The organism is Salisediminibacterium beveridgei, from assembly GCF_001721685.1.
In the GTDB taxonomy this organism is placed as follows: Bacteria; Bacillota; Bacilli; order Bacillales; family Salisediminibacteriaceae; genus Salisediminibacterium; species Salisediminibacterium beveridgei.
The window spans coordinates 3,126,765-3,149,927 of the sequence record NZ_CP012502.1 but is presented as its reverse complement, the minus strand read 5'-3'; the positions used below and the strand labels follow the sequence as shown (position 1 = coordinate 3,149,927).

General features: G+C 50.0%; 20 protein-coding genes and 1 pseudogene. 7 read left to right on the top strand and 14 right to left on the bottom strand.

Features of this window, described 5'->3' with window-relative positions:
* Positions 1-104: 104 nt before the first annotated feature.
* The 6 genes from ahpF to BBEV_RS14750 form a co-directional block, all read right to left on the bottom strand.
* Positions 105-1,661 carry an alkyl hydroperoxide reductase subunit F gene (gene ahpF / locus BBEV_RS14775; protein WP_069366163.1) on the bottom strand — a complete coding sequence of 519 codons (1,557 nt, stop codon included), beginning with the start codon at positions 1,659-1,661 and terminating at the stop codon, positions 105-107.
* A 20-nt stretch (positions 1,662-1,681) separates the two neighbouring features.
* A complete protein-coding gene (gene ahpC / locus BBEV_RS14770) occupies positions 1,682-2,245 on the bottom strand; it encodes an alkyl hydroperoxide reductase subunit C (RefSeq protein WP_069366777.1) in 564 nt (187 codons plus the stop codon).
* Positions 2,246-2,583: 338 nt separating this feature from the next.
* Complete coding sequence (locus BBEV_RS14765) at positions 2,584-3,027, bottom strand: OsmC family protein (protein ID WP_069366162.1); 444 nt, start codon at positions 3,025-3,027, stop codon at positions 2,584-2,586.
* A 65-nt stretch (positions 3,028-3,092) separates the two neighbouring features.
* Positions 3,093-4,289, bottom strand: coding sequence for a DUF4317 domain-containing protein (locus BBEV_RS14760; RefSeq protein WP_069366161.1), 1,197 nt, complete (start codon positions 4,287-4,289; stop codon positions 3,093-3,095).
* A 99-nt stretch (positions 4,290-4,388) separates the two neighbouring features.
* Positions 4,389-4,787, bottom strand: a complete 399-nt coding sequence (gene cdd / locus BBEV_RS14755) for a cytidine deaminase (protein ID WP_069366160.1) — start codon at positions 4,785-4,787, stop codon at positions 4,389-4,391.
* A 109-nt stretch (positions 4,788-4,896) separates the two neighbouring features.
* Positions 4,897-5,472, bottom strand: a complete 576-nt coding sequence (locus BBEV_RS14750; protein WP_069366159.1) for a TetR/AcrR family transcriptional regulator — start codon at positions 5,470-5,472, stop codon at positions 4,897-4,899.
* 136 nt (positions 5,473-5,608) lie between these two features.
* Here BBEV_RS14750 and BBEV_RS14745 point away from each other — a divergent pair, with 136 nt between their 5' ends.
* Together BBEV_RS14745 and BBEV_RS14740 are read left to right on the top strand one after the other, a co-directional pair.
* A complete protein-coding gene (locus BBEV_RS14745) occupies positions 5,609-7,672 on the top strand; it encodes an efflux RND transporter permease subunit (protein WP_069366158.1) in 2,064 nt (687 codons plus the stop codon).
* A complete protein-coding gene (locus tag BBEV_RS14740; protein WP_069366157.1) occupies positions 7,669-9,495 on the top strand; it encodes a YhgE/Pip domain-containing protein in 1,827 nt (608 codons plus the stop codon). The genes BBEV_RS14745 and BBEV_RS14740 overlap by 4 nt, the downstream gene beginning before the upstream one ends.
* Positions 9,496-9,572: 77 nt before the next feature.
* On the opposite strand, the gene BBEV_RS14735 is transcribed toward BBEV_RS14740, so the two are convergent.
* Genes BBEV_RS14735 through BBEV_RS14725 form a run of 3 tightly spaced genes read right to left on the bottom strand, consistent with a single transcriptional unit; the run spans position 9,573 to position 11,647 of the window.
* A complete protein-coding gene (locus BBEV_RS14735) occupies positions 9,573-10,112 on the bottom strand; it encodes a GNAT family N-acetyltransferase (RefSeq protein ID WP_069366156.1) in 540 nt (179 codons plus the stop codon).
* A 5-nt stretch (positions 10,113-10,117) separates the two neighbouring features.
* Entirely contained in the window at positions 10,118-10,945 is an 828-nt protein-coding gene (locus BBEV_RS14730; protein WP_069366155.1) for an AAC(3) family N-acetyltransferase, read from the bottom strand.
* 15 nt (positions 10,946-10,960) lie between these two features.
* Positions 10,961-11,647: an SOS response-associated peptidase gene (locus BBEV_RS14725; protein WP_069366154.1), complete on the bottom strand. Its 687-nt coding sequence runs from the start codon at positions 11,645-11,647 to the stop codon at positions 10,961-10,963.
* Positions 11,648-11,790: 143 nt separating this feature from the next.
* On the opposite strand from BBEV_RS14725, the gene BBEV_RS14720 reads away from it, so the two are divergent.
* Positions 11,791-12,810, top strand: coding sequence for a DUF2804 domain-containing protein (locus BBEV_RS14720; protein WP_069366153.1), 1,020 nt, complete (start codon positions 11,791-11,793; stop codon positions 12,808-12,810).
* Positions 12,811-12,898: 88 nt separating this feature from the next.
* Here BBEV_RS14720 and BBEV_RS14715 read toward each other — a convergent pair whose 3' ends face one another.
* The 4 genes and pseudogenes from BBEV_RS14715 to BBEV_RS17985 all read right to left on the bottom strand — a co-directional run.
* Positions 12,899-15,124 (bottom strand): carboxypeptidase-like regulatory domain-containing protein, encoded by a 2,226-nt coding sequence (locus BBEV_RS14715; RefSeq protein ID WP_069366152.1) that lies wholly within the window; start codon positions 15,122-15,124, stop codon positions 12,899-12,901.
* Positions 15,121-15,432: a hypothetical protein gene (locus tag BBEV_RS14710; RefSeq protein WP_069366151.1), complete on the bottom strand. Its 312-nt coding sequence runs from the start codon at positions 15,430-15,432 to the stop codon at positions 15,121-15,123. The genes BBEV_RS14715 and BBEV_RS14710 overlap by 4 nt, the downstream gene beginning before the upstream one ends.
* Positions 15,410-15,547, bottom strand: a complete 138-nt coding sequence (locus BBEV_RS17990) for a hypothetical protein (RefSeq protein WP_324609505.1) — start codon at positions 15,545-15,547, stop codon at positions 15,410-15,412. Before BBEV_RS17990 ends, BBEV_RS14710 begins: the two co-directional genes overlap by 23 nt.
* 73 nt (positions 15,548-15,620) lie before the next feature.
* Positions 15,621-15,896: pseudogene (locus BBEV_RS17985) on the bottom strand (sigma factor); the annotation flags it as partial.
* 467 nt (positions 15,897-16,363) lie between these two features.
* Between BBEV_RS17985 and BBEV_RS14700 the strand changes: the two are divergent.
* The 4 genes from BBEV_RS14700 to BBEV_RS14685 all read left to right on the top strand — a co-directional run bounded on the left by BBEV_RS14700 (position 16,364) and on the right by BBEV_RS14685 (position 21,946).
* Entirely contained in the window at positions 16,364-16,912 is a 549-nt protein-coding gene (locus BBEV_RS14700; protein WP_232318336.1) for a UbiX family flavin prenyltransferase, read from the top strand.
* Positions 16,913-17,017: 105 nt separating this feature from the next.
* Positions 17,018-18,421, top strand: a complete 1,404-nt coding sequence (locus BBEV_RS14695; RefSeq protein WP_069366149.1) for a Glu/Leu/Phe/Val family dehydrogenase — start codon at positions 17,018-17,020, stop codon at positions 18,419-18,421.
* 111 nt (positions 18,422-18,532) lie between these two features.
* Entirely contained in the window at positions 18,533-19,714 is a 1,182-nt protein-coding gene (locus BBEV_RS14690; RefSeq protein ID WP_069366148.1) for an MFS transporter, read from the top strand.
* A 186-nt stretch (positions 19,715-19,900) separates the two neighbouring features.
* Positions 19,901-21,946, top strand: coding sequence for a beta-galactosidase (locus BBEV_RS14685; RefSeq protein ID WP_069366147.1), 2,046 nt, complete (start codon positions 19,901-19,903; stop codon positions 21,944-21,946).
* 169 nt (positions 21,947-22,115) lie between these two features.
* On the opposite strand, the gene BBEV_RS14680 is transcribed toward BBEV_RS14685, so the two are convergent.
* On the bottom strand, positions 22,116-23,078 hold the full coding sequence (locus BBEV_RS14680) for a C40 family peptidase (RefSeq protein WP_069366146.1): 963 nt from the start codon (positions 23,076-23,078) through the stop codon (positions 22,116-22,118).
* Between the last annotated feature and the right edge of the window lie 85 nt (positions 23,079-23,163).

The following is a 23,163-nucleotide window of genomic DNA, read 5'->3' as shown; positions in this document are numbered from 1 at the left end:
TTTCGAACGTATGTAAAATATCTGTCATCAGTATAACATGAATACAGTGAAAACAGGACTGCAGCCTCAAATGAGGTGCAGTCCTGTTTATTGTATCAGTCAGCTCATGATGAAACGGTCAGAGCGGGTTCCTGTGCACGAATCAGGTAATCGAAAGCGCCCAATGAGGCCGTGGCACCGCTCCCCATGGAAATGATGATCTGTTTATATGGGGAATTGGTGCAGTCTCCGGCTGCGAACAAGCCAGGCATACTGGACTGGCCATGCTGATTGACGACGATTTCACCCATGCGGGTTTTTTCGACCGAATCATCCAGCCAGTCGGTGTTCGGAACCAGTCCGATCTGAACGAACACGCCTTCAAGAGGAATATGCTTCTCCTCATCCGTTACCCGGTCCTGATACGATAAACCGTTTACTTTGTTATCACCGGTGATTTCGGTTGTTTTTGCATTTGTAATGACAGTGACATTGTCCAGGCTGTGCAGTTTCTTCTGGAGTACTTCATCCGCCTTGAGTTCAGGCAAGAATTCAAGCAGGTAGACATGATTCACGATCCCTGCCAGGTCAATGGCCGCTTCCACACCGGAATTCCCGCCGCCAATAACGGCCGTGTCCTTTCCTTCAAACAGGGGACCGTCGCAGTGCGGGCAATAAGCAACGCCATTATTCCTGAATTCCTCTTCACCAGGAACGCCGACATTCCGCCAGCGCGCACCGGTAGCGAGAATAACACTTTTACTGGTTAATGTTGCGCCATTTTCCAAGGTGAGTTCAAAGCGATCCTTTTTTTCAAGGGATTGAACCTTTTGGCTTTTCATAATATCGACTTCATAGTCCCGTACATGTTCTTCAAGGCTTGCAACGAGCTTTGGTCCTTCTGTCTTTTTGGTGCTGATGAAGTTCTCAATGCTTAATGTGTCCTGAACCTGGCCGCCGAAGCGTTCTGCAACAATCCCGGTGCGGATTCCTTTTCGGGCTGCGTAGATGGCAGCACTGGCTCCGGCAGGGCCACCGCCCACAACGAGTACGTCAAACGGATCTTTTTCATTGAGGGCTTTGGCATCTGTTCCCTGTCCGAGTTTCGAGAAAATGTCTTCGATCGTCATCCGTCCGCCACCGAAAAATTCACCGTTCAAATAAACAGCAGGGACAGCCATGACATCACGGTCTTCCACTTCCTGTTTGAATACCGCGCCGTCGATCATGGTATTGGATACACCCGGATTTACAGCACTCAGCATATTCAGTGCCTGAACCACTTCGGGACAGTTCTGACAGCTTAAGCTGACGTACGTTTCAAACGAGAAGGTACCTTCGAGATGCTTCATTTGCGTCAGGGTATCCTCGTCGACCTTGGGTGCCCGTCCACTGACTTGCAATACAGCAAGGACGAAGGAAGTGAATTCATGTCCCAGCGGGATGCCGGCAAAAGCCACTCCGGAATCTTCTCCACGACGGTTCACAGAAAAGCTTGGTGTCCGTGACAGAGAAGCTGTCTCCACGTGAATGCGGGGGGTCATCCCGGCCACTTCATGGACGAAGTCTGACAGTTTTCTTGAAGCCTCGTCTGATCCGGCATCCAGTTTCAGTGTCAGATCACGCTCGATGAGTTCAAGGTATTGGTTGAGCTGTTGCTTAATCGATGTGTCGAGTGCCATATCCGTGACGCCTCCTCTGTTTAGATTTTGCCGACAAGATCAAGACTTGGGGTTAACGTTTCTTCGCCTTCTTCCCATTTTGCCGGGCAGACCTCACCTGGGTTGTTTCGAACATATTGCGCAGCTTTGATCTTGTTTACCAGTGTGCTTGCATCACGGCCGATGCCCTCTGCGTTGATTTCAGCAGCCTGAACCACGCCGTCCGGGTCAATGATAAATGTACCGCGGTCTGCAAGTCCGGATTCTTCATTTAATACGTCAAACTGGCGGGAGAGTGCCTGGGAAGGATCGCCGATCATACCGTACTCAATTTTCCCGATGGTTTCAGAGCTGTCGTGCCAGCCTTTATGTGTGAAGTGCGTGTCTGTTGACGCGGAAAATACCTCAACGCCCAGATTTTTCAGCGTTTCATATTCGTTTTGCAGGTCCGCAAGTTCTGTCGGGCAAACGAATGTAAAGTCTGCCGGGTAGAAGCAAAGTACGGTCCACTGTCCTTTGAATGAGTTTTCAGTTACTTCGATAAAATCCCCGTTCTTGTAAGCTTGTGCTGTAAATGGTTGAACTTCTGTTCCGATCATAGACATCATCAATCATCCTCCTGTAAATGGTGTACGTTTATTTTTTGTTGTGAATTCTGTTTAGAAGAATTCTTAACCAGAGATCATTATTATATAAAAAGCATTGTTTGTCAATCATTTCACAATAATAATTATTAATAATTTAAAGGATTTTCATGGTGCAATCCATTTGGAAGGCAACACGAAAGTAGTGTTAATGCGACATGATTGATGTTGGAAGCGTTTGCGATCGTTCTTTATTCTCAATTGTGGTATAGTTTTAAACGCAATTGAGAAAGAGGTATGCGATTTTGAATGCCAACAAAAAACCGGGCAAGAAGCTGCCCGGTTTAACATGCATATGATTATTTTTCGATTACAACTTCGCTGAGTTTCATTTTCACGTTGTTTTCCAATGAATCACCTACAGGACATTTCGATTCAACAAAACGGACAAATTCATCCACTTTGTCTTTCGGGGCATCGGTCTTGATATGCATCGTGTAGCGGATTTCCGAATACCCTGGTCTCACATCGGATTTGTTCATGAAACCGTCTGGATCGAGATCCCCTTCCACATCGAGCCACAGGTCACTGAACGTAATGTCAAACTGCGATGCGTAAACGCGTGCAACAATGGCCTGGCAAGCGCCAAGGGCACAAAGAACAGCTTCCACCGGATTCATACCGGTATCCGTTCCGCCCAGGTATTCGGGTTCATCGATGGTCAGTTCGAAATTCCGTGAACGTGCTGTTACCTTCGTGCCTTCATGAAGCTGTGTAGTGGCTTTAAACGTCGCTTTTGCCATAGTGAATCGCTCCTTTTATATGTGATTACTTTTATTATACACCATAATGTGAAAAGGTGAGCGTGTCATTGGTCCTCATCCGGATCGATTTTTGTAAACAAGGCCTCGGGGATCATTTCAAAACCTTCAATCATCGTCGCTTCCGGCACTTCCACCATAAGGTAGATCCGACCGTCGATATCCACCTGACGCACATGGCGAAGATCTTCAGGACTGATGGAAATGTCCGCAGCCTTCGTTTTGATTTTGATGGACTTGGACTGGTATTTCGGCATGACGCTCGTTGCTTTGAAGTCGTAGTTCTTATCGTCGACAATGGATTCGAACGCGGCTTCCACTTTTTCGCTGTCCACGTCGGAAAAGCCGCTCACTTTCAGCACCTCTTCCACATCCTTGCTGTCAAGCCGGGGGGCATCGTCTTCTTCGTTCTCTTCGACGACCCGGTGAATTTCACTGTACACATTGGAGAGTGATGTCGTATTCATCGGTTCACCTACGGCACTCTTCACAATTTCTTCGAAGATGATTTTGTCCTCCTGTGCCGTCGTCACTTCCTCGGCGTTTAAGACGTCTTCGATAAATGGATAGTTCGGTTCATGGGCCTTGCCTGCAGCGTAGAGGACATGATTCACGTCCGCAGCGCCGTCATTGAAGCATGGGAAGAGAAAGCCGGAGATCGGTGCTTTCAGGTTGATCACAGGATCCACGACAATATTGTATTTGAATTCCTTCTCGATGTAATCGAAAAGGAGTTCTTTTTTCGGATCCTCGGTCTTGTTGATGCTGCAGAGGATAAAGCCGTGGGAATAGACCGTGTCCCGGTCACTCTCTTCAGAGGTGAGATCTGCAGTCTGTTTGACCGGCTTCATATAAGTGCCACGGATGAAGGTGATGACGATATCCATGTCATACATTTTGTCATGAAGCATTTTATGGACGAGTTTCAGCATTTCATCGGTCCAGTTATCGGTGCTGTCGGTCAGGAGGCCCTGGTGAAGGATGAGCTGGCTGCTGTTATCGGCTTCACGGTCGAATTTTAATTCGAACAGCTTCTCGTCGAGCTGGCCGGTCAGCACTTTTTTGAAGTTGGCGAGGAATAATTCTTTTTGTTCTTCTTCGAGCAGGTCGAAGGGCAGAACCTCTGCGTGGTAGATCTCGCTGGACTCTTTCATAATATACACGTTGAAAATCTCCGAAATCGTCATCAGGTCATTGTTCGGTTTGAACTGCTTTTTGATATGGGCAATGTCTTTTTTATTCACGTAAATTCACTCCTGTTCTGCTGGCTGTCATACCCGTTGATTCTACCACAACGACGAAAAAACGACATCCACATTTGTCGTGGATGCCGTTTCCCGGTATTACATGTCGAGGTCGGTAAAAGCGAGAGGTAAAATCTCTCTCAATGTGTACGTGGCGATTTCGCCTTTGGCGTTGGTCAGGTGGATCTGCATATCCGGCTCGCAAAGTTCCGCCATGACCTGCCGGCAAATTGCACAGGGGGGAAGGAAATCTTCGGTATCGCCGGCAACGGCAACGGAATCAAAGTCGCCTTTTTGGTACCCGGCAGCCATTGCAGTGAACATCGCTGTTCGTTCAGCGCAGTTTGTGGCACCAAATGATACGTTTTCCACATTTACGCCGGTAACGGTCTGGCCATCTTTCATGAGAAATGCTGCACCGACGTGAAATTTCGAATAAGGTACATACGCATTTTGTTTTACTTCGCGGGCTAGTTGCATCAAGGTTTCTTTGTCCATGGTTCTCGCCTCGTTTCGAGTTTGCCAATGATCGGGCTCTTCCCTATAGTATAGCCGAATGGAAACGGTTTATCAAGTCTGACATCTGATGACCTTGCTGCTGGAAACATCACTGATTCATCAGGTCATCGATTCCGGCTTTCGCAATCCGGGTAATAATCACAGCGATCTCTTCCGGGGTTTCTTTCATGCCTTTTTGCAGCCAGTGCTGAATCATCGCAATGCTTCCCTGTGTAATGAAGGTGCTGAGGTAATCCACATGACGGTCCTCATGAATGGCGGGATCTGCGGTGAAGGATTGGATCAGATGACGGTGGGCCATCGTAATCAGCTTCCGCTGAAATACCGTATCGCCGTGATCGCTGAACAGGGTCTGGCTGTTGCGCTGATTGTCACTGAGATACGTCATGAGGCGCGTCGTCATCACAAGTGCTTCGGTGTCTTGCGTATAGTCATAGGTATTCAGCATTTCTTCCGCATCGTAAATGATCCGGTCTTGAATCGCATTCAGGAGGGCCGAGAGATCCTCGTAGTGGGCATAAAATGTGGAGCGGTTGATGTCAGCTTTTTGGCAAAGCTCTTTGACCGTAATGTGTGAAAGCGGTTTTTGCTGCATCAGTTCCAGGAAACTGGACTCAATGACCTCCAAGGTGTATTTCACACGGCGGTCCATTTTAGCGGCCATAAACATTCACCCTTTCGTAATCCAACATGATTGATAGTAATGTCGGTTATCTAACACAGTATAGCGAACTGTTTGTTGATTATCAAACACGGTGTCGATATAATGTAAAGGCAATAGAAGGACAGGAGTGCTGAACGTGCAGAAATTTGCTGAATGGATTACCCATTACCATAAAACCGTGGTCTTTATTTTCGCTGTGCTGACGATTGTCAGTGCGGCTGCGATTCCCTTTGTCACAGTGAACTATAATATCAATGATTACTTGCCGGAGGATTCCCCGTCGATGGTGGCGGTGGATGTTCTTGAAGAAGAATACGGAACTCCGATGGAAAACGCCAACGTGATGATCAAAGATGTTTCTGTTCAGGAAGCGTTGGTGTATAAAGAAGAGCTTGAAGCCATCCCTGGTGTGTCTGATGTGACCTGGCTTGACGACATGGTGGATCTGAGGATGCCTCTGGAGCTGGTTGATGAGGGCATGCTCGAAACGTACTACAAAGACGAACATGCGATGTTCACCTTTATCGTTCAGGAAGGGGAAGAGCTTGAGGTCACCGATGATGTGTACGAGTTAATTGGGGAAGAGAATGCCCTGACAGGAGACGCTGTGGATACGGCTGTCTCCCAGGAAATGGCCTTCACGGAGACGCTGTTCGCCGCCCTGTTACTCGTACCGATCATCATCATTATTCTGACACTGTCGACGACGTCCTGGGTGGAACCACTGTTCTTTTTGACGGCGATCGGGGTGTCGGTACTGATCAATCTCGGTTCCAATCTGTTCATCGGGGAAGTATCCTTTGTGACCAATTCGGTGGCCCCGATCTTACAACTGGCGGTGGCACTGGATTATGCCATTTTCCTGCTGCACAGTTTCAGTGACCAGCGGAAGATTCATCAGGACCCGAAGATCGCGATGCAAAAGGCCGTGCGACAATCGTTTCCGGCGATTGCAGCCAGTGCGGCAACAACGTTCTTCGGTTTTATGGCGCTTGCACTGATGGAATTTGAAATTGGTGCGGATCTCGGTTTGAACCTCGTCAAAGGGATCGCTCTCAGTTTCATCAGTGTCGTGGTCTTTTTACCTGCCCTGACGGTATGGCTGTTCAAGTGGATTGATAAGACCCAGCATAAACCAATGTTCCCGCAGTTTCGCAATATCGGCAGACGGGTGTTGAAACTTCGGTTTATCTCGATTGGCATTGTGCTGATTCTGATTGTGCCGGCTTACCTTGCCCAGCAGGAAACGAGCTTTATCTATGGCATCGGGGAGCAACCGGAAGATACCCGGCTCGGAACAGATGAACAGGCTGTGGATGAGGTGTTCGGACAGACAACACCGATCCTGCTTCTGGTCCCGGAAGGGGATGTCCCGAGGGAACTGGCAATGGAACAGGAACTGTCTTCGATTCCTGCAGTGGACAGTATCATGTCCTATAACGAAATGATCGGTTCGATGATTCCGCAGGAGCACCTGGATGAATCCATTACAGAAGCCTTTTTGTCGGAGAATTACAGTCAGGTGATCCTCTATACGGACACAGCATCCGAAGGGGACAGGGCCTTTGCCGTGGTGGAAGAAGTGAAAGAAGTGGCTTCATCGTATTATGGGGATGATTTTCACGCATTGGGTGAGAGTGTATCCTTGTACGATATCAAAAACATTATTCTTGATGATAACCGGGTCGTGAATATTATGACCGTGGTGGCTATCGGTCTGGTGATTATGATTACCTTCCGGTCGTTCATGCTCCCGGTGATCCTGCTTTTGACGATTCAGTCATCCGTGTGGATCAACCTGGCCGTGCCTTACATCACGGATACCTCCCTGGTGTACATCGGGTACCTGGTCGTTGGCACGGTACAGCTCGCTGCGACGGTGGATTACGCCATTCTCTTTACGGAAAATTATATGAAAAACCGCAAACGGATGACGGCGAAAGAAGCGATAACGGATACGCTGAACGGGAAAACGTTCTCGATTTCCATTTCAGCCGCCATTCTCTCGAGTGTCGGGTTCATTCTGTTTTTAACGTCGACAAATCCGATCATCGGCTCCATCGGACTCTTAATCGGACGCGGCGCACTCCTTGCGTTTATCATGGTGTTGTTCCTGTTGCCGGCCATTCTGCTGGTGACAGATAAGCTGGTGGCGAAAACGACGTATAAGGCACAGTTTTATAAGGAAGGTGAACGATGATGAAAAGATGGAAAGAGGCGACGCTTGCGGTTCTCCTGGTTACGCCTGCCTATGTAGGTCTCGCGAGCGGCAATGTGCCTGAAGAGACGTCGGCAGATCCGGATATCGAGGGCGAACAGTCTGCCAAAGAAGAAGTGATTTACGGGAATCTGAATGCCAATGGTTCGTTGTCGGATTTGTATGTGGTGAATATGCTTGACGTGACATCCCCGGGGAAGGTGACAGATTATGGCTCATACGATGAAGTGACGAATCTGACCAACCTGAATGATATCGTCTTGGACAGGGATGAAGTAGAGGTTGTTGCAGATGAAGGCTTGTTTTACTATCAAGGCAATCTGCATGAAGCCGAGCTCCCGTGGTACATTGCCATTACGTATCGACTTGACGGGGAAGCGGTGGAAGCAGAGGATCTTGCGGGAGCAGAGGGGTTACTGCATGTCCGGGTTGAAACCAGAGAGAACCAGGACATGGATCCGACTTTTTATGAAAACTATACCTTGCAAGTAGCCATGGGATTTGACGCATCGGTGGCCAATGTCGTGGAAGCCCCGGATGCTACGATTGCAAACGCAGGGAAGGAACGGCAGTTGTCCTATACGGTCATGCCCGAGGCCGATGGGGATATGGAATTCTTCGCAAATGTGAATGACTTTGAAATGAACGCCATTGAAATTGCAGCGATCCCCATGACGCTTGCCATGGAAGATCCGGACACAGAGGAGATGACCGGGGAACTGCGGGATCTGAGCGACGGCATCGCTGATATCCATGACGGCGTTGGCGATTTGAACAGCGGTGTCGGAGATGTAAATGATGGGTTACGCAGTCTGGCGGACGGCTCTTCGGATTATTTGAGCGGCATGCAGGAAGTTGACGCGTTTTCAGGTGGTCTGGTTCATGGTTCCGCAGAAATCCGTGATGGTCTGAAGGAACTGAACCGGGAATTGTCCGGTGCTTCGTTTTCACCGGATCTGAGTGGGTTGACCGAATTGACCGATGGGCTCGGGGAATTATCTCAGGGGATTGAAGAGCTGAGTGGTGGTCTTGACCTGTTGGATGTGAATTACAGTGAAGCCAAACAGGTGTTGGATGAGGCCATAGGAGCAATTCCTGAAGGGGCTTTGTCTGAAGAGGAGATTAAGTCGCTCTATATGGAAGTGGAAGATCCGGAAATTCTCGATGAATTGGTGGACAATTATGAGGCTGCACAGCGTGTCAAAGCAACCTACAGTGAAATTCAGGAAGCCTTTGATGCAGTGAGCTCAACGTTGGCTGAGGCAACAGGCGGACTTGGTGAAATTGTATATGGAATTGATCAGATGGCCGATGAAATTGCTGCGGCCATGCAGGAACTGGAGAACCCCGAGGCCCTTGAGCAGCTTGAACAGCTCGAGGCAGGTGTGGCGCAATTAACCGGGAGCTACCAGGACTTCCATCACGGTCTTGTATCCTACACGGACGGTGTCGGAGACCTGGCTGACCATTACAGTGAAATCGACAGCGGTGTGGATGAGGTGACCTCAGGGACATCGGAGCTTGGTGAGGGAACATCCGACTTGACGGAAGGTACAGCAGAGCTGAGGAACAATACGACAGATTTGCCGGAACAGATTCAAGATGAAGTGGATCAGATGATGGCAGAGTATGATAAATCCGATTATGAGCCGGTGTCCTTCGTGTCAGACAAAAATGACCAGGTCGGTGTGGTCCAGTTTGTTCTCAGAACTGAAGCGATTGAGCTGCCGGACGAAGAAGATGACGAGCTGGAAGAGGATGAGGATGAGAACTGGTTTGACCGGATCTTGCAGCTGTTTAACTGAGTGAATGAAAAAGGCCATCCCTTATCGGGTGGCCTTTTCTGCATCGGTCTGACAATCTGTTGATCGATTTGGCATGATTACTGATGTTCATCCGCCAGTTTACTGTAGACGATATGGTCGACGTAGTGATCATACAGGTATTCGGCATGCCGGAGAATCCCTTCCTCCGTGAAGCCCAGGCGTTTCGGGATTGCCTGACTGCGCGGATTGCCTGTTGCAACACGGATTTCCACCCGTTCCAGATTCAATTCATCAAAACAATGGTGAACGAGCGCTTTTGTGGCCATTGTGACGAGGCCTTTCCCCTCGAACCTGTCGCCGATCCAGTAGCCGATCGACGTGGAGCGGTTCCCCCAATGGATGCCGTGCAGGCCAATGACACCGGCAAGCTGCCCGCGATGCCAGATGCCGGCGTGGAAGCCGTCCTGATGTGTGAACTGTTTCAGGCCGGACTCGATGAATGCTCTGGAATCAGCCACGTGATTTATATGATCCACCCACGGGAGCCATTCCCGCAAATGTGCACTCGAAGAGGTTGTTAACAAATAGAGGGCTTCGGCATGGCGGATCTCCAACAGGCGAAGTTCGGTTTCATCGGTCAGGTTACAGGTGAACACGGCGGTCAACTCCTATCATTTGGATGTGTTGTATCGGCTCGGTAGTCTTTGAAATAGTGGCTGGATGCGTCTACGGCATCTGTGAGTTGAAACAGCTTGCAGGAGGCATCACCAATTGTTCCGGTTGTAACAGGGGCGGTTGCCTCGAACACTTCGCCGAGCGCATCAAAGCGCTCCTCATCCAGTTCAATTTCACGGTACGTGACCCACTGGCGCTCCCCATTCTTCATGATCGGTGCGCCTTTCATGATTTCCTTGGCACCAGGTGCACGGTATTCGCCAAGGTGAAAGGCGGTACAGGACTCGAAACCGCAGCCGATCATCAGTACCCGCACGTTCTCATTGTAAAACGTGGCGAGAGGTGAGGATTCCCCAAGGCCAAATTCAAGGGCATGATCCGCCATCAGAACCGAAGCATTCTTGCCCCATGCAGCGAAGGACACCGCAGGATGATCGCTGCGGACCACGCCAGGAAAGGTGCGGAAGTGTTCCGCCACCGTCCCGATGCCCCTTGTTGGCGTTGTTGCGGGATCATACGCAGGCATGGTATCCCGAATGGTCTGCCACCAGTCCTTTGGGACGGCAGGCGCTTCCCATTCCTCCGGATCACTGAGGTCGCCACTTTGTGCAGGCATAATCAAGGTCCCTTTTTCGGTGAGGGTATTCATCAGTGCCTGAATCAGCGCAGTGCTGCCGCCGTTTACCCAGCCCATTGATGACAAAGAGACATGAACAAGCAATTTTTCTCCGTGGACGATGCCGAGATTCTGTAAATCAGCAGTGATGGATTCGACGGTATTCAGTGCGGTTTGTGGTGGAATATAATCTGTCATAATGCTGTTCCTCCGTTAGTCAGATTCGTTTTGAGTGACAGGTATGATGCATTCAGGCGTGTCATGTTTCGGACTGTTTACGCGTTCAGAGACTTGTTCAGCCTTCATGAGACTGTCCTCAAAAGGCTGCAACAGGTTCTGAAGCTCCTGATGGTCTGTCACGTTCCGGTCGAGCCAGACTTTTTCGCCCGATGTATCGAGCATGGCGGGCATCCGGTTATGAATCGGTGCCATCAGGGCATTGGGCGCTGTGGTGATGATCGTACACGAGGTGATGACGTCACCCCCGGGTTCCTGCCAACGGTCCCACAGGCCTGCCATGGCAAATAAGTCACCATCTTTCCGTTTGATATGGAGCGGGATTTTTCCGTGATCGGTCTTCTGCCATTCGAAAAAGCCATCTGCCGGGATCACGCAGCGCCTGCGGCTTAACAGCCTTGAAAAAGAGGGCTTTTCATGCAGGGTTTCTGCACGGGCATTGATCATTTTGTAGCCGATTTTTTTATCTTTGGCAAAAGACGGGATCAGTCCCCAGCGCAGAAAACCGCCCCGGTACGCTTCGCCATCATGCACGACCGTCAGGACGTCCTGCGAAGGGGCAATGTTGTAGCGGGGAATGAGCGAAAGTTCTTCAAGGTTTTGGAGTTCGAAGCGGCGGGCAAGGAGATGGGGTTGGTGGTACAGGCTGAATCGTCCGCACATCTGGTTCGCCTCCTGTTCACTTTCTTTTTTTCAGTTTATCATAATTGAAACGACAGGCGTCGTGAATTTCATGTAAGCGTTGACATTACTTGTATTTCAGCATACATTGAAAGGAAGAGAATTCAAGAAGGAGGCGCTGTGTGATGAATGCACAGGAATTGACGAAACCCGCGATGCTTTGCCTGAACAACGGGACCTTGAACCCTGAGAGTGTGGGGTGGTCCAGGACCCCCTTGATCACATCCAACATCAAAGGGGATTTTTTACGCCGCAAGAAATGGAATTACTGGTGTATCACAAGTGATGCTGCATTGTTTTCTGCAACGATCAGTCACATCGACTATGCCGCCAGCCTGTTCGTCTACTTCTATGACCGGCTCACCGGAGAATTTCAGGAAAAAACGGTAACTGTCCCGTTTGGTATCGGAGTGAATATGCCGGAAGAAGTCAGGGAATCCGTCTTCTATGATGGACGCCAACTGACGATTCGTATGATTGAAAAACCGGACACCACTGAACTGTTTGTGAATGCAAAGGACTTCGGCGGCAAACCGCTGGATGCCTTCCTGGAAATCAAGAGGCCTGAGGATCAGGAATCGTTAAACGTTGTGATTCCATGGGTGGCAACCCGTTTTCAGTACACGGCCAAACAGCCGGCGCTCCCTGCTTTCGGAACGGTGGAGTGGGGTGGTTACCGGTACCATTTCGATCACCGGAATCACAGCTTTGCCTGCCTCGACTTCGGCAGAGGAAAGTGGCCCTATTCTTCTGAATGGAACTGGGGAAGTGCCTCTGGGAAGGACACGTCAGGACGGACTGTCGGACTGAATCTCGGTGGGAAATGGACCGACGAAACGGGTCAGAACGAAAACGGTGTGCTGATTGACGGGAAGCTGGTGAAGATTCATGAGGATCTTGAGTGGCAGTACGATCAAGCTGACTTGATGGCCCCGTGGACGATGTCGAGCCGTGGATCGGATACGGTCAAACTGACGTTTCATCCAACGTTCGAGCGGTTGGCAGAAACGAATCTCGGAGTGATCAAGTCCAAGGTGAATCAAATGTTCGGCACATATGAAGGCATGATTCATACCGAAGAATACGGTGATGTGGAAGTGAAAGAGTTGTTCGGCTGGGTCGAGGATCACGAAGCCAAGTGGTAGATAAAAGAGGTGGACAGCAACATGTCCACCTCTTTCATCTGTTTCGGTTCTTTCAACGCCCCAAACAAAATCGGGGGCGTTCTCCAGTTTACCAGTCTTTTTCCTGCCACGCATTGATCAGTGCACTGAGAGGCGGGTGATCCTGTTTGATGTCGTCCATCGCCCCGTCGTCCAGGTCCAGCATGGCCTGAGCGGCTGAATGGATCACCTCAGGATCCAGCTCTTCCACAGCTTCGAGATGCCGTGCCCATCGCTCAGCCGGTTCGCCGGTTGTGGAGCGTTCCGGATAAGACCTGGCGTTTTCCAAAACCAAGTCCAGCTCTTCTCCGGCAGCCAGCTGGACAACGGTCCAGGCGCCGGTATAGCGGTTGTTGCTACCCGTTTCGACGGATTGTGATAAACGTGCAAGAGCGTCCTCATAATCGCCCTGGTACGCACGGAGCAATCCGAAGCGACCGTTCATATAATGATTGGTCTCTTCCTCTTCTGAAAGGGCCAGATAGGCATCTTTCCAGTGGGATGCGTCGTCCATATTCCGTTGATCCAGCGCATAACCGAAGAGTTGTGCAGCGTTCTCGGTTGAAGGTGCCGCGTCCTGGAGCTGTTCTCTGTAAGCCATGGTCTCAGGTTCATGTTCTTCTGAAAACCCGTTCAAACGGGTCAGCATGCGTAGGCTGTGGACGTCCTCCGGATCCTCTTGCACGGAGGTTTCATACGCTTCGATGGCACCTTTGAGGTCCTCATCAAAAAGGATTTGATCGGCTTCCGATAATTCAGGGCCGTCAAGATGGAAAAATGGCAGCGCCCCAACCGTATCCTCTTGTAACCGGTAGCCGTTACTCTGCGCAATCGGCTCATCGTCTTCATTAAAAGCTGTGACCTGCCAGGAAAATTCGCCGTCCGGATAACGGAAAGCGAGGATATTTTCCGGGTGGAAAAAATCTTTATCTTCCTCCACAGGATCATAAACCACGCCATAATCCTGCGCATATAATTCTTCGAGGGACATGGTATGCGAAGCGTCTGTTAACCCAGAAGCAACGGTTTGGCCGAAGGAACCCTGGTCGTAATGGACCATCAATTGCAGGGCGTAACTGTCGGCTTCTTCAACGGGCTCCCAGTCAAAGGTGATCTCCTGACCTTCTACCGTCTCATGATTCACAGGAGAGCGGGTTTCCATAAGTGGCGAAAAGGTAATGTCATAAGTCGCATCTTCTCCGCCTTCAGCATCGATCCAATCGCCTTGGGGAACAGGCCAGGCAAAGCCATCGACCTGTTCAAAGGAAAGGCCTAAGTGAATCTGATACGTATCCGGAATAACACCTTCAAACTGGTAGTATCCTTCTGCATCCGTTGTGGTTCTGAATTGATCTGTTGAACTGATGGACTGATTCACCCTTGATGCATCCCGCAAATAGACAGTGGCATGTGCCATCGGTTCGCCGTCTGAACGCTTGACCTGTCCGGTTACGGTGGCCATGTCACGATCAGAGTCCATTCGTTCAAGTTGTTCTTTCAGCCTGGCTGCCTCTTCAAAATAGACCACGCGTTCCACACCCTGTGGTTCGTAATCCGGATTGTCGGCAGCCAGTTCCGATTCCATGGACTCATGTTTTTCTTCATAAGACGTTAACCGCTCTTCAAGAAGTGCAATGGCTTCCTCCACTTCGCCTTGTTGCTGGAGGAGGCGGGCCCGGAGTTCAGCAGTCTGAAGCAGGATAGCCGAGAAGACATCCCGTTCGGTTTCTTCGATGGCAATCAGCTTGTCTTCAGCAAGGGCCAACTCATTTAAGTCCATCAGGAGCCGCGCTTCTTCGATAAAAATCGATTCGTGAAAATGCTGATGATGTGGGAGGGCAGCGACGGTTTTGTCCGCAGTGTCCTCGACAAGCCCAATGTCCTGTTCCACTGCGTGATGAGCCATCAACAACAGACCTGCGTCCTGGATCATTGACGGATCGTCGCCTTCTTCAAGATAACGGGTTAAGTAGGGAAGGGTTTCTTCCCGGGTGAAGACGAGATTACTGTAGCCGTCTGACACTGAAGTCACGGAAGGCCCCACTTGAATATCCTCCCGGCTTACCTGAATGGGTTCAATCATATACGTTTCAATCAATTCGAGGTAACCCGTTTGGCCCTGGTCGATCCGGTCCAAAATCCTCTCACGGCCTTCTTCGTGTCCGCCGGATGAAATGAGTCGGTCAATTTGCCAATGAGCGATCTGTGGCTGTATGACGATCACGAGGATCGCCAAGGCAGCGGCAAAAACCAAAACGCTGTAAACGATATGTTTCACTTTCAGTTTGACCGTCATGATGTAGGCCCTCCTTCATCAATCATGTCACTCCAGTAGTAGCTTCCGCCCCGTTCAATGAGCTCTCGCTCTGCCTCATCATTCCCGGGCATCCCGACCAGCGTTCCTGCCGTGATCATGAGAAACATTGCGGCGCCAAGGGGAATTAGGGGAACCTGGACTTCTCTATTCCAAAGAGCATCCAGTTTTTCTTTCCTGGTTTTTGGATGGGTCCGGCTCAGAACGCTATCCTTCCCTGAAAAGGTAACGTCGGACAATTCCTGATCGAGAGCCTGTTTGATCTGTTTACGCTCGTTTTGATGATTCATCGGCAGTCGCTCCTTTCATCAAAGCTTCTTTTAATAGCGTTCGTCCCCGGGTCAGGCGGGTTTTTATGGTGTTCACCTTCAGATCCAGCGTGTCCGCCAGTTCCTGCAGGGTCATGTCGTGAAAATAAAAATAAGGCAATCGGTTCTCTGTAATTGTAAGGAAGAGACTGAACCGCTTCATGCAGCTCCTCGTTTTCAATGGCAGTGAGAAGCTGCGCCTCCGGGAGCAAGGACGTTTCCTCCATGTCCTGGAACACGTCCTCATCTTTTGCGGTGTAGAGATTGCGCCAGATCCACGTCCGCATCCGGGAGCGGCAGCCGTTGACGGTAATCGTCACGAGCCAGCCTTTCAGTTTATCGTCGGATTCGAGCTGATGTATTTTCTTATAAGCGGTGACGAACGTATCCTGTACCACTTCTTCTGCCAGCTGCCTGTCTTTGACCAGCAATATCGCTGTTCGCATGAGCACACTGCCGTATGTATCCATCAATGCCGACAGTGCTTCTTCATCACCACCGGCCAATTGTTCTTTGAATGACAAACCGCTCCCCCCTTTCATGTATAGAGATGCAGGCAACCCCTGAAAAGTTTCATATCTGGAATTTTTATTCGAATAAATATTTAAAAAAGTTGTTGTTGATATTTAGATTTTATGAGCGTTAGGCGATGACGCCCGAGGGATATGCGGAGTCCGAAAATCCACATTCGCAAAGCGAATGTTAGTTAAGGGCTTCGTGCGACGAGTAACCGCAGGAGCAGTGGGCAAGCCCGTGGGCACGCATCCGCCGAAAGCGAATGAAAAGTACAAAAAAAGTGTACCATATACCGGAAAAAAGGGTGTGAATGATTGGTTCATAAGCGCTTTGTGGTGTAGGATGAATGTATGACGAAAAAGAGGTGAGACAGGTGACAAAACGCATAATAATAGGGATGTCCGGCTCGACCGGACCGATTTACGGTATCCGCCTGCTTGAGGTATTAAAGGAGTTAGGGATCGAAACGCACTTGATCTTGAGTGAGTGGGGCGAAAAGACCATCACCATTGAAACGGACTACAAAGTGGACGAAGTAAAGGCACTGGCCACATACGTACATCCGGCGACGAATCAGGCAGCAGTCATTTCAAGTGGCTCTTTTAAGACCGACGCGATGGTGATTGTCCCTTGCAGCATGAAGACCTTGAGTGCCGTGGCTCACGGCTATGCGGACAATCTTGTGTCCCGGGCGGCGGACGTGGTGTTAAAAGAACGACGGAAACTGATCATGGTCCCAAGAGAAACCCCGTTAAGCGATATCCATCTCGAAAATATGCTGAAGCTCTCCCGGATGGGCGTGGTGATGATGCCACCGATGCCGGCGTTTTACAATAAACCGGAGAGCATCCTCGACATGGTGGATCACACGGTTTCAAGGCTGCTCGATCAGCTGGATATCGACAACCACCTCACGAGAAGGTGGCTTGAGAAAGAAGAGGAATAAACCATGCCGGAATTTCCGGCCTAGAAATTTGAAAGCGTTTTAACTATTGTGATACCAAAACACAGCAAGAGGAAATGACTTTTTTTCAAAAGGAGCGGATGTAATATGACCGTAACAGACACACAAGCGATGATTCAGCGCATTATGGATCAGCTGTATGAGGATGAAACGATCCTCCCGCAGGAGAGCGGCGACACGAGAAAGCGGCTGTTTGAATCCGGTAAGGAAATCCTCACCACTACGGACAAGGTCATCAAAAGCTACATTCGCGTTACGCGGGATGACCGTTCCATTGAACGGGTTCCGGCATACCGCATTCAACACAATAACATCGCCGGTTTTTACAAGGGAGGAATCCGCTATAACGAGGTGGTCAATGAACAGGAGGTAGAAAACCTCGCTGTCCTGATGACCTTGAAGAACGCCTTGCATGATCTGCCATACGGCGGTGCGAAGGGAGGTGTGGTCATTTCCCCGGATCGGTATTCGGATCGGGAACTGTACATGATTGCTAAAAAGTACGTGCAGCGTTTCGTTCCGGATATTGGACCGACGCACGATATTCCTGCGCCTGACATGGGCACCAATGATCAGACCATGGACTGGATGGTGGGTGAGTACAAGACCATCAAACCGGGAGAAAACTATCTCGGTGCCTTCACAGGAAAAAGCGTGGAAAACGGGGGTGCCAAAGGCCGGCGGGAATCCACCGGCAAGGGTACATACCGCAGCTACTTATGGCTGTTGGATACGTGGACCCGCCGGACAAACCGTACGTCCGTCAAAGAAGGTGTTCACCAGAAGCAGTATGACACGTTGAAGTCACTTTTGGACAAAAACGACAGCGGTTCAGCGATTACTGTGGCTGTGCAGGGGTTTGGTAATGTGGGATCCGTTGCAGCCGAAATGGCAGATCAGTGCGACCGTCTGAATCATCGGGTAGTAGCCGTCAGCGATCAATATGTCACCTTGTTTCATGAAGACGGGCTCGATGTACAGGCGCTTGCTCGCTACCAAATAAAACGGCGTCATTTACCTGTGACGGAAGCTGAACTCCAGGAAGCGGATATCAAGGCAACGATCCGGGACCGTAATGACCTGGTCTATCTGGACGTGGATGTGCTTATTCTTGCAGCCATTGAAGACGTAGTGAATGAAAATAACGTCGATCAAGTCCCGGCCAAAGTGTTTGTGGAGGGGGCGAACGCACCGATTGATAGCGTTGCTGATACGATACTGCATGATGAAGGGCGTGTCGTCATTCCGGACGTGTTGGCCAATGCCGGCGGGGTCATGGTCTCCTATGTGGAATGGAAGCAGGACCGGGTGACGGAACTCTTTACGGAAGAAGAAGTCATTCGCGAAATGTACAACAAAATGGAAGCGAGCTGTGAAAAGGTGTTTGAATCCTATTTCAAAGAAGGCCTTTCCGGGATCCGCAATACCTGTTATGTCCACGCGTTAAAGCGATTGTTCCTCCTTCATTACCGGCATGGGAAATTGTATTAATTCTACGGGAAAGGTGAACAGGGTTTTTTTACCCTGGGCATCTTTCGAGTGACATTAATAAAACCGAAGACGCGAAATGAAAATTCTGGTATGGAAAGGAAGCAATCCATAATGATTCCAGTCGAAAAGCAACGGCATACAGTGTATTCAGGGTGGTTTATCCTGATGCTGTATGCCACCTTTGTGGGCTTGGGCCTGCCAGATACAGGGTTTGGTGTGGCCTGGAATGAGATGCGACTGGACTTTGGAGCACCCCTTGAGGCGGCTGGCGTGATCGCAGCCACGATTACGGCGACTTCAGCGCTCTCCGCCTTCAGTAGTGCGAGAGTCATCCAGCGCTTTGGATACGGAAAAGTCACTGCTGTTTCCGTTTTGATGACGGCAGTGGCAGTCATTGGCTTCTCGATCAGTCCGTCTTTTTGGTTCATTGTCTTATTTGCCGTCCTTTTGGGACTCGGAGCAGGCTCGGTGGATAGCGGATTGAACAGTTTTGCAGCAGAAAACCTGTCAAGCAGACAGATGAACTGGCTTCACTCCGCATGGGGCATTGGCGCCACGGTGAGCCCGATGATGATCACATTCGGGATCGTATCACTCGGTAACTGGCGCCTTGGTTACGGGATGATCGGTGTGGTTCTTCTGATCCTGGTATTCGTGCTGGTCGTCACGTTGCCGATGTGGAGGCACTCTTCGAAAAAAGAAACTGAGTCAACTGCAACAAAAAAAGCAGATCGTCCGGCTGTTCAGGGCATTGCGCCGGTATTGTCAGTGATGACGTTTGTCCTCTATGTGGCGATTGAAGCGGGGCTGGGGTTATGGCTCAGCGCATTGCTGATCGAAAGCCGAGGGCTTGAAGTGTCGCTTGCCGGCACCTTGGTGGGGGTATATTTCGGGAGCATCATGGCCGGTCGTGTTCTCATGGGATTTTTGGCAAACTGGATGGGGAACCGCCGGCTGATTACCCTGGGACTTTGTATTGCAATAAGTGGGGCATTATTATTTCTGGTGCCGACGACAACCTATGTGTATGTTGTGAGTATCATTCTGATTGGACTAGGTTTTGCACCGCTATTCCCTTCGTTAATGCATGAAACGACAAGCCGCTATCCCTACTGGCAGGCAAGGAAAATCATTAGCTACCAGGTGTCTTTTTCATACATCAGTGTACTGCTCCTTGTTCCGCTTATGGGCTTGCTGGCCGGAAGGGTCTCTTTGGAAGTGATCCCCTGGATTACAGCGGGAGTTATCGTGGCATTGTGGGCAACTGTATTCAACCTGAACCGGTTGACTTGAGTGGACTTTGCGAGAGTGAAAGAGAGATTGATGCGTCAGGGAGGTCTGATATACATAATCGCAGGATGACTGCTGACCTGAAGCGAGTGATCAACGAACGGAGACATAGAACAACAGGGCTCTGCGCAGGAAGGGACGAAAGGATGTAATGACTGTACGGGTATATGAAAGTGTAGGTGAGGGATCATGACGAAACGATTTAAACCCATTTCAGAAAAAATACCGAAAATACTCCACGGGGCCGATTATAACCCGGAGCAGTGGTTTGACTATCCCGATGTATTTGAAGAAGATTTACGACTGATGAAAAAAGCAAACTGCAATGTGATGTCTGTGGGGATCTTCTCGTGGTTCACCCTCGAGCCGGAAGAAGGTGTCTTTGAATTTGAATGGCTCGATCACGTCCTGGACCGCCTCTATGAGACAGGTGTCTATGTGTTGCTTGCCACCCCGAGCGGCGCCCGGCCAGCCTGGATGTCAAAGAAGTATCCTGAAGTACTGGTAACAGGGAAGAACCGCATCAGAAACCTCCACGGCGAACGGCACAATCACTGTTACAGTTCACCGGTATACCGGACATTCGTGCGCAGGATCAACTCGAAACTTGCAGAGCGGTATAAAGATCACCCGGCAGTGATCGGCTGGCACATCTCCAATGAATACAACGGCGGTCACTGCCACTGTGACTACTGTCAGGAACGTTTCCGCGACTGGCTGAAGGAACGTTACGGTACTCTCGAAGTGCTGAATCACGCCTGGTGGACCAGGTTCTGGAGTCACACCTATACCAGCTGGACGCAGGTCGAATCCCCGGCGCCTCATGGTGAAACATCCGTACACGGTTTGAATCTGGACTGGATGCGGTTCATCACGGATAACGCGATGGATTTTATGCGAGAGGAGATCGCTCCAATCCGGAAAACGGGATCAGAGCTGCCGGTAACGACGAATTTTATGGAAGGCTTTAACGCATTGAACTACGGAAAGTTCAAGCATATGGTCGATGTGGTGTCCTGGGACTCCTATCCGCTGTGGCACCGGGATGAATCCGATGCAGACATTGCAGCGTGGACCGCTCTGAATCATGACTGGATGCGGGCCATGAAAGGTGGCCGGCCATTTATGCTCATGGAGAGTTCACCAAGCATGACGAACTGGCAGAATGTCAGTAAACAGAAGCGCCCGGGGATGCATGCCCTGTCGTCGATCCAGGCGGTCGCCCACGGGTCAGATACGGTTCAGTATTTTCAGTGGCGAAAAAGCCGGGGTTCTTTTGAAAAATTCCACGGAGCGGTTGTGGATCATGAAGGGACAGAGAAACCCCGCGTGTTTCAGGAGGTCAGTAAATTGGGCGAAGGGCTCGCCAAACTTGATGATATCGTGGGCACCAAGGTGGACGCAAAAGCAGCCTTGATTTTCGATACGGAGAACCGCTGGGCAATAAACGATGCCAAAGGTCCCCGGAATCAGGGGCTGAACTATGAAGCAACCATCCGCAATCACTATCGTCCTTTCTGGGAAGCGGGTGTCGGTGTGGATGTCATCGATATGGATGATGCCTTCGACGGGTATGAGATTATCGTGGCTCCGATGCTGTATATGGTCCGTGAAGGTGTCGCACAGCGCCTGGAGGCCTTTGTCAAAGGTGGCGGAACTCTTGTGACGACTTACTGGTCCGGGATTGTAAATGAATCAGACCTGGCATTTCTCGGCGGTTTTCCGGGGCCTTTGAGGGAACTGACAGGCATCTGGGCTGAAGAAATCGACAGCCTTCATGATGGGCAGACCAATGAGGTGAAATTTCCAGATGGGCGCGTCTACTCTGCCCGTGAACTGTGTGAAGTCATTCATGCGGAAAGTGCCGAAGTACTTGCCACGTATGGATCAGACTTTTACGCCGGTATGCCTGCGGTGACCGTGAATCATCTCGGAAAAGGGAAGGTATATCATATCGCATCCCGCAACGATGCAGTATTTTTGAAGGACTTTACTGATCAACTCCTTGAGGAAAAAGGTCTTCATAACGGGCTGACAGAATCACTTCCTGATGGTGTTACGGTGTCCGAACGTACTGATGGCGAGAGAAGCTGGTTTTTCCTGATGAATTTCAGCGGTCAGCCGCACTCCGTTCCACTTCAAAAGGAAGGGTTCATTGACGTGCTGACGAATCATACCCATAAAGACTCCGTTCACCTGAACGCCAATCAGTTTGTGATTCTGACGGATCAGTAAGGAACATCCTGAAAAGGAAGGGAAGACACCGATGTATCGGGAAAAGCTGCGCTATACGTTTGTCACCATAGAGAAACAATAGCCGCAGATCTGGATGCACGGGCAGAATGATATGTGAAAAGAACAGATTGAAAGCCGCCACGAAAAATCGTGACGGCTTTTTTGATGATTAATTGATATAGCGTTTGGCACCTATGTACCGTGGACTCCAATAGGAATTATCCATACTGGTTATGATAACGCCTTGTGAGGAGCTGTTGTGAATAAACGTGTTGTCACCGAGATAAATGCCTGCGTGAGACGGTGCATCCAAGTAAGTCTGGAAAAATACGACGTCGCCTCTGGAAGGTGAGGAGACAGAGGTCCCTTCATGGTAATACTCACGGTGTGTCCGGGATAAATCAATCCCGTTCTGTGCAAAGACGTAGACGATATAGCCACTGCTGTCAAAGCCGCTTGGTGTGGTTCCACCCCAGGAATAAGGCGCGCCGATCTGTTGTTTGGCATCACTAACCAAAGATTCCACATTCGATGAAGATGAAGTGTTGCTCGATGAACTGCTGCTTTGCGTGGAGTTATTGGATGAAGAAACCTGTACGGTGCCATTGATCGCTGCATAGGTTTGCGGACCGGCAATACCATCCACTGCAATGCTTGCATTTCGTTGCAAGGATCTGACGGCTTCTGCTGTGATTGGGCCAAAGATGCCGTCGATGCTGCTGTTATAATGACCATCCTGCTGTAAGGAAGTTTGCAGCGCACTGACTTTCGCTCCCCGGTCCCCTTGTCGTAACAAGGTGTTTCCGTCCCAGTCACCTGAGCTCGATGAAGTTTGTACCTGAGACTCGTTATTTTGCTGAAGTGCACCTACGGTTTCCGGTCCGACGATGCCGTCAACGGTCAGACCGCGGGCAGACTGGAATTTGATGACTGCCTCTCGTGTCAGTGGTCCGAAGATGCTGTCGGCACTGGATTGCATTTTCCCTAAATCCCTCAGTTCCACCTGCAGTTCCCGGACATCTTCATGCTGCATCCCTTGACGCAACAGCTGATCCCCCAAAGCTGCTTCACTGGTTAATGGTGCTATGAGTACCGCCCCGGCGACGATGAAACTTGCGACTGTTCTTTTCATAATCTTTCACTCCTTTTTATTAGTACAGAGTAAGCATAACGCTCGTTTGTGTAGAAACTTTGTACTTGCGGTTACGATTCAATGA

What these genes read in the sequence shown, in the direction of transcription:
- BBEV_RS14765 (WP_069366162.1), bottom strand. Translation starts at nt 3,027, where the DNA reads ATGGCAAAAGCGACGTTTAAAGCCACTACACAGCTTCATGAAGGCACG.
- ahpF (WP_069366163.1), bottom strand. Translation starts at nt 1,661, where the DNA reads ATGGCACTCGACACATCGATTAAGCAACAGCTCAACCAATACCTTGAA.
- BBEV_RS14740 (WP_069366157.1), top strand. Translation starts at nt 7,669, where the DNA reads ATGATGAAAAGATGGAAAGAGGCGACGCTTGCGGTTCTCCTGGTTACG.
- BBEV_RS14720 (WP_069366153.1), top strand. Translation starts at nt 11,791, where the DNA reads ATGAATGCACAGGAATTGACGAAACCCGCGATGCTTTGCCTGAACAAC.
- BBEV_RS14715 (WP_069366152.1), bottom strand. Translation starts at nt 15,124, where the DNA reads ATGACGGTCAAACTGAAAGTGAAACATATCGTTTACAGCGTTTTGGTT.
- ahpC (WP_069366777.1), bottom strand. Translation starts at nt 2,245, where the DNA reads ATGTCTATGATCGGAACAGAAGTTCAACCATTTACAGCACAAGCTTAC.
- cdd (WP_069366160.1), bottom strand. Translation starts at nt 4,787, where the DNA reads ATGGACAAAGAAACCTTGATGCAACTAGCCCGCGAAGTAAAACAAAAT.
- BBEV_RS14730 (WP_069366155.1), bottom strand. Translation starts at nt 10,945, where the DNA reads ATGACAGATTATATTCCACCACAAACCGCACTGAATACCGTCGAATCC.
- BBEV_RS14725 (WP_069366154.1), bottom strand. Translation starts at nt 11,647, where the DNA reads ATGTGCGGACGATTCAGCCTGTACCACCAACCCCATCTCCTTGCCCGC.
- BBEV_RS17990 (WP_324609505.1), bottom strand. Translation starts at nt 15,547, where the DNA reads ATGACCCTGCAGGAACTGGCGGACACGCTGGATCTGAAGGTGAACACC.
- BBEV_RS14690 (WP_069366148.1), top strand. Translation starts at nt 18,533, where the DNA reads ATGATTCCAGTCGAAAAGCAACGGCATACAGTGTATTCAGGGTGGTTT.
- BBEV_RS14710 (WP_069366151.1), bottom strand. Translation starts at nt 15,432, where the DNA reads ATGAATCATCAAAACGAGCGTAAACAGATCAAACAGGCTCTCGATCAG.
- BBEV_RS14750 (WP_069366159.1), bottom strand. Translation starts at nt 5,472, where the DNA reads ATGGCCGCTAAAATGGACCGCCGTGTGAAATACACCTTGGAGGTCATT.
- BBEV_RS14700 (WP_232318336.1), top strand. Translation starts at nt 16,364, where the DNA reads ATGTCCGGCTCGACCGGACCGATTTACGGTATCCGCCTGCTTGAGGTA.
- BBEV_RS14680 (WP_069366146.1), bottom strand. Translation starts at nt 23,078, where the DNA reads ATGAAAAGAACAGTCGCAAGTTTCATCGTCGCCGGGGCGGTACTCATA.
- BBEV_RS14685 (WP_069366147.1), top strand. Translation starts at nt 19,901, where the DNA reads ATGACGAAACGATTTAAACCCATTTCAGAAAAAATACCGAAAATACTC.
- BBEV_RS14695 (WP_069366149.1), top strand. Translation starts at nt 17,018, where the DNA reads ATGACCGTAACAGACACACAAGCGATGATTCAGCGCATTATGGATCAG.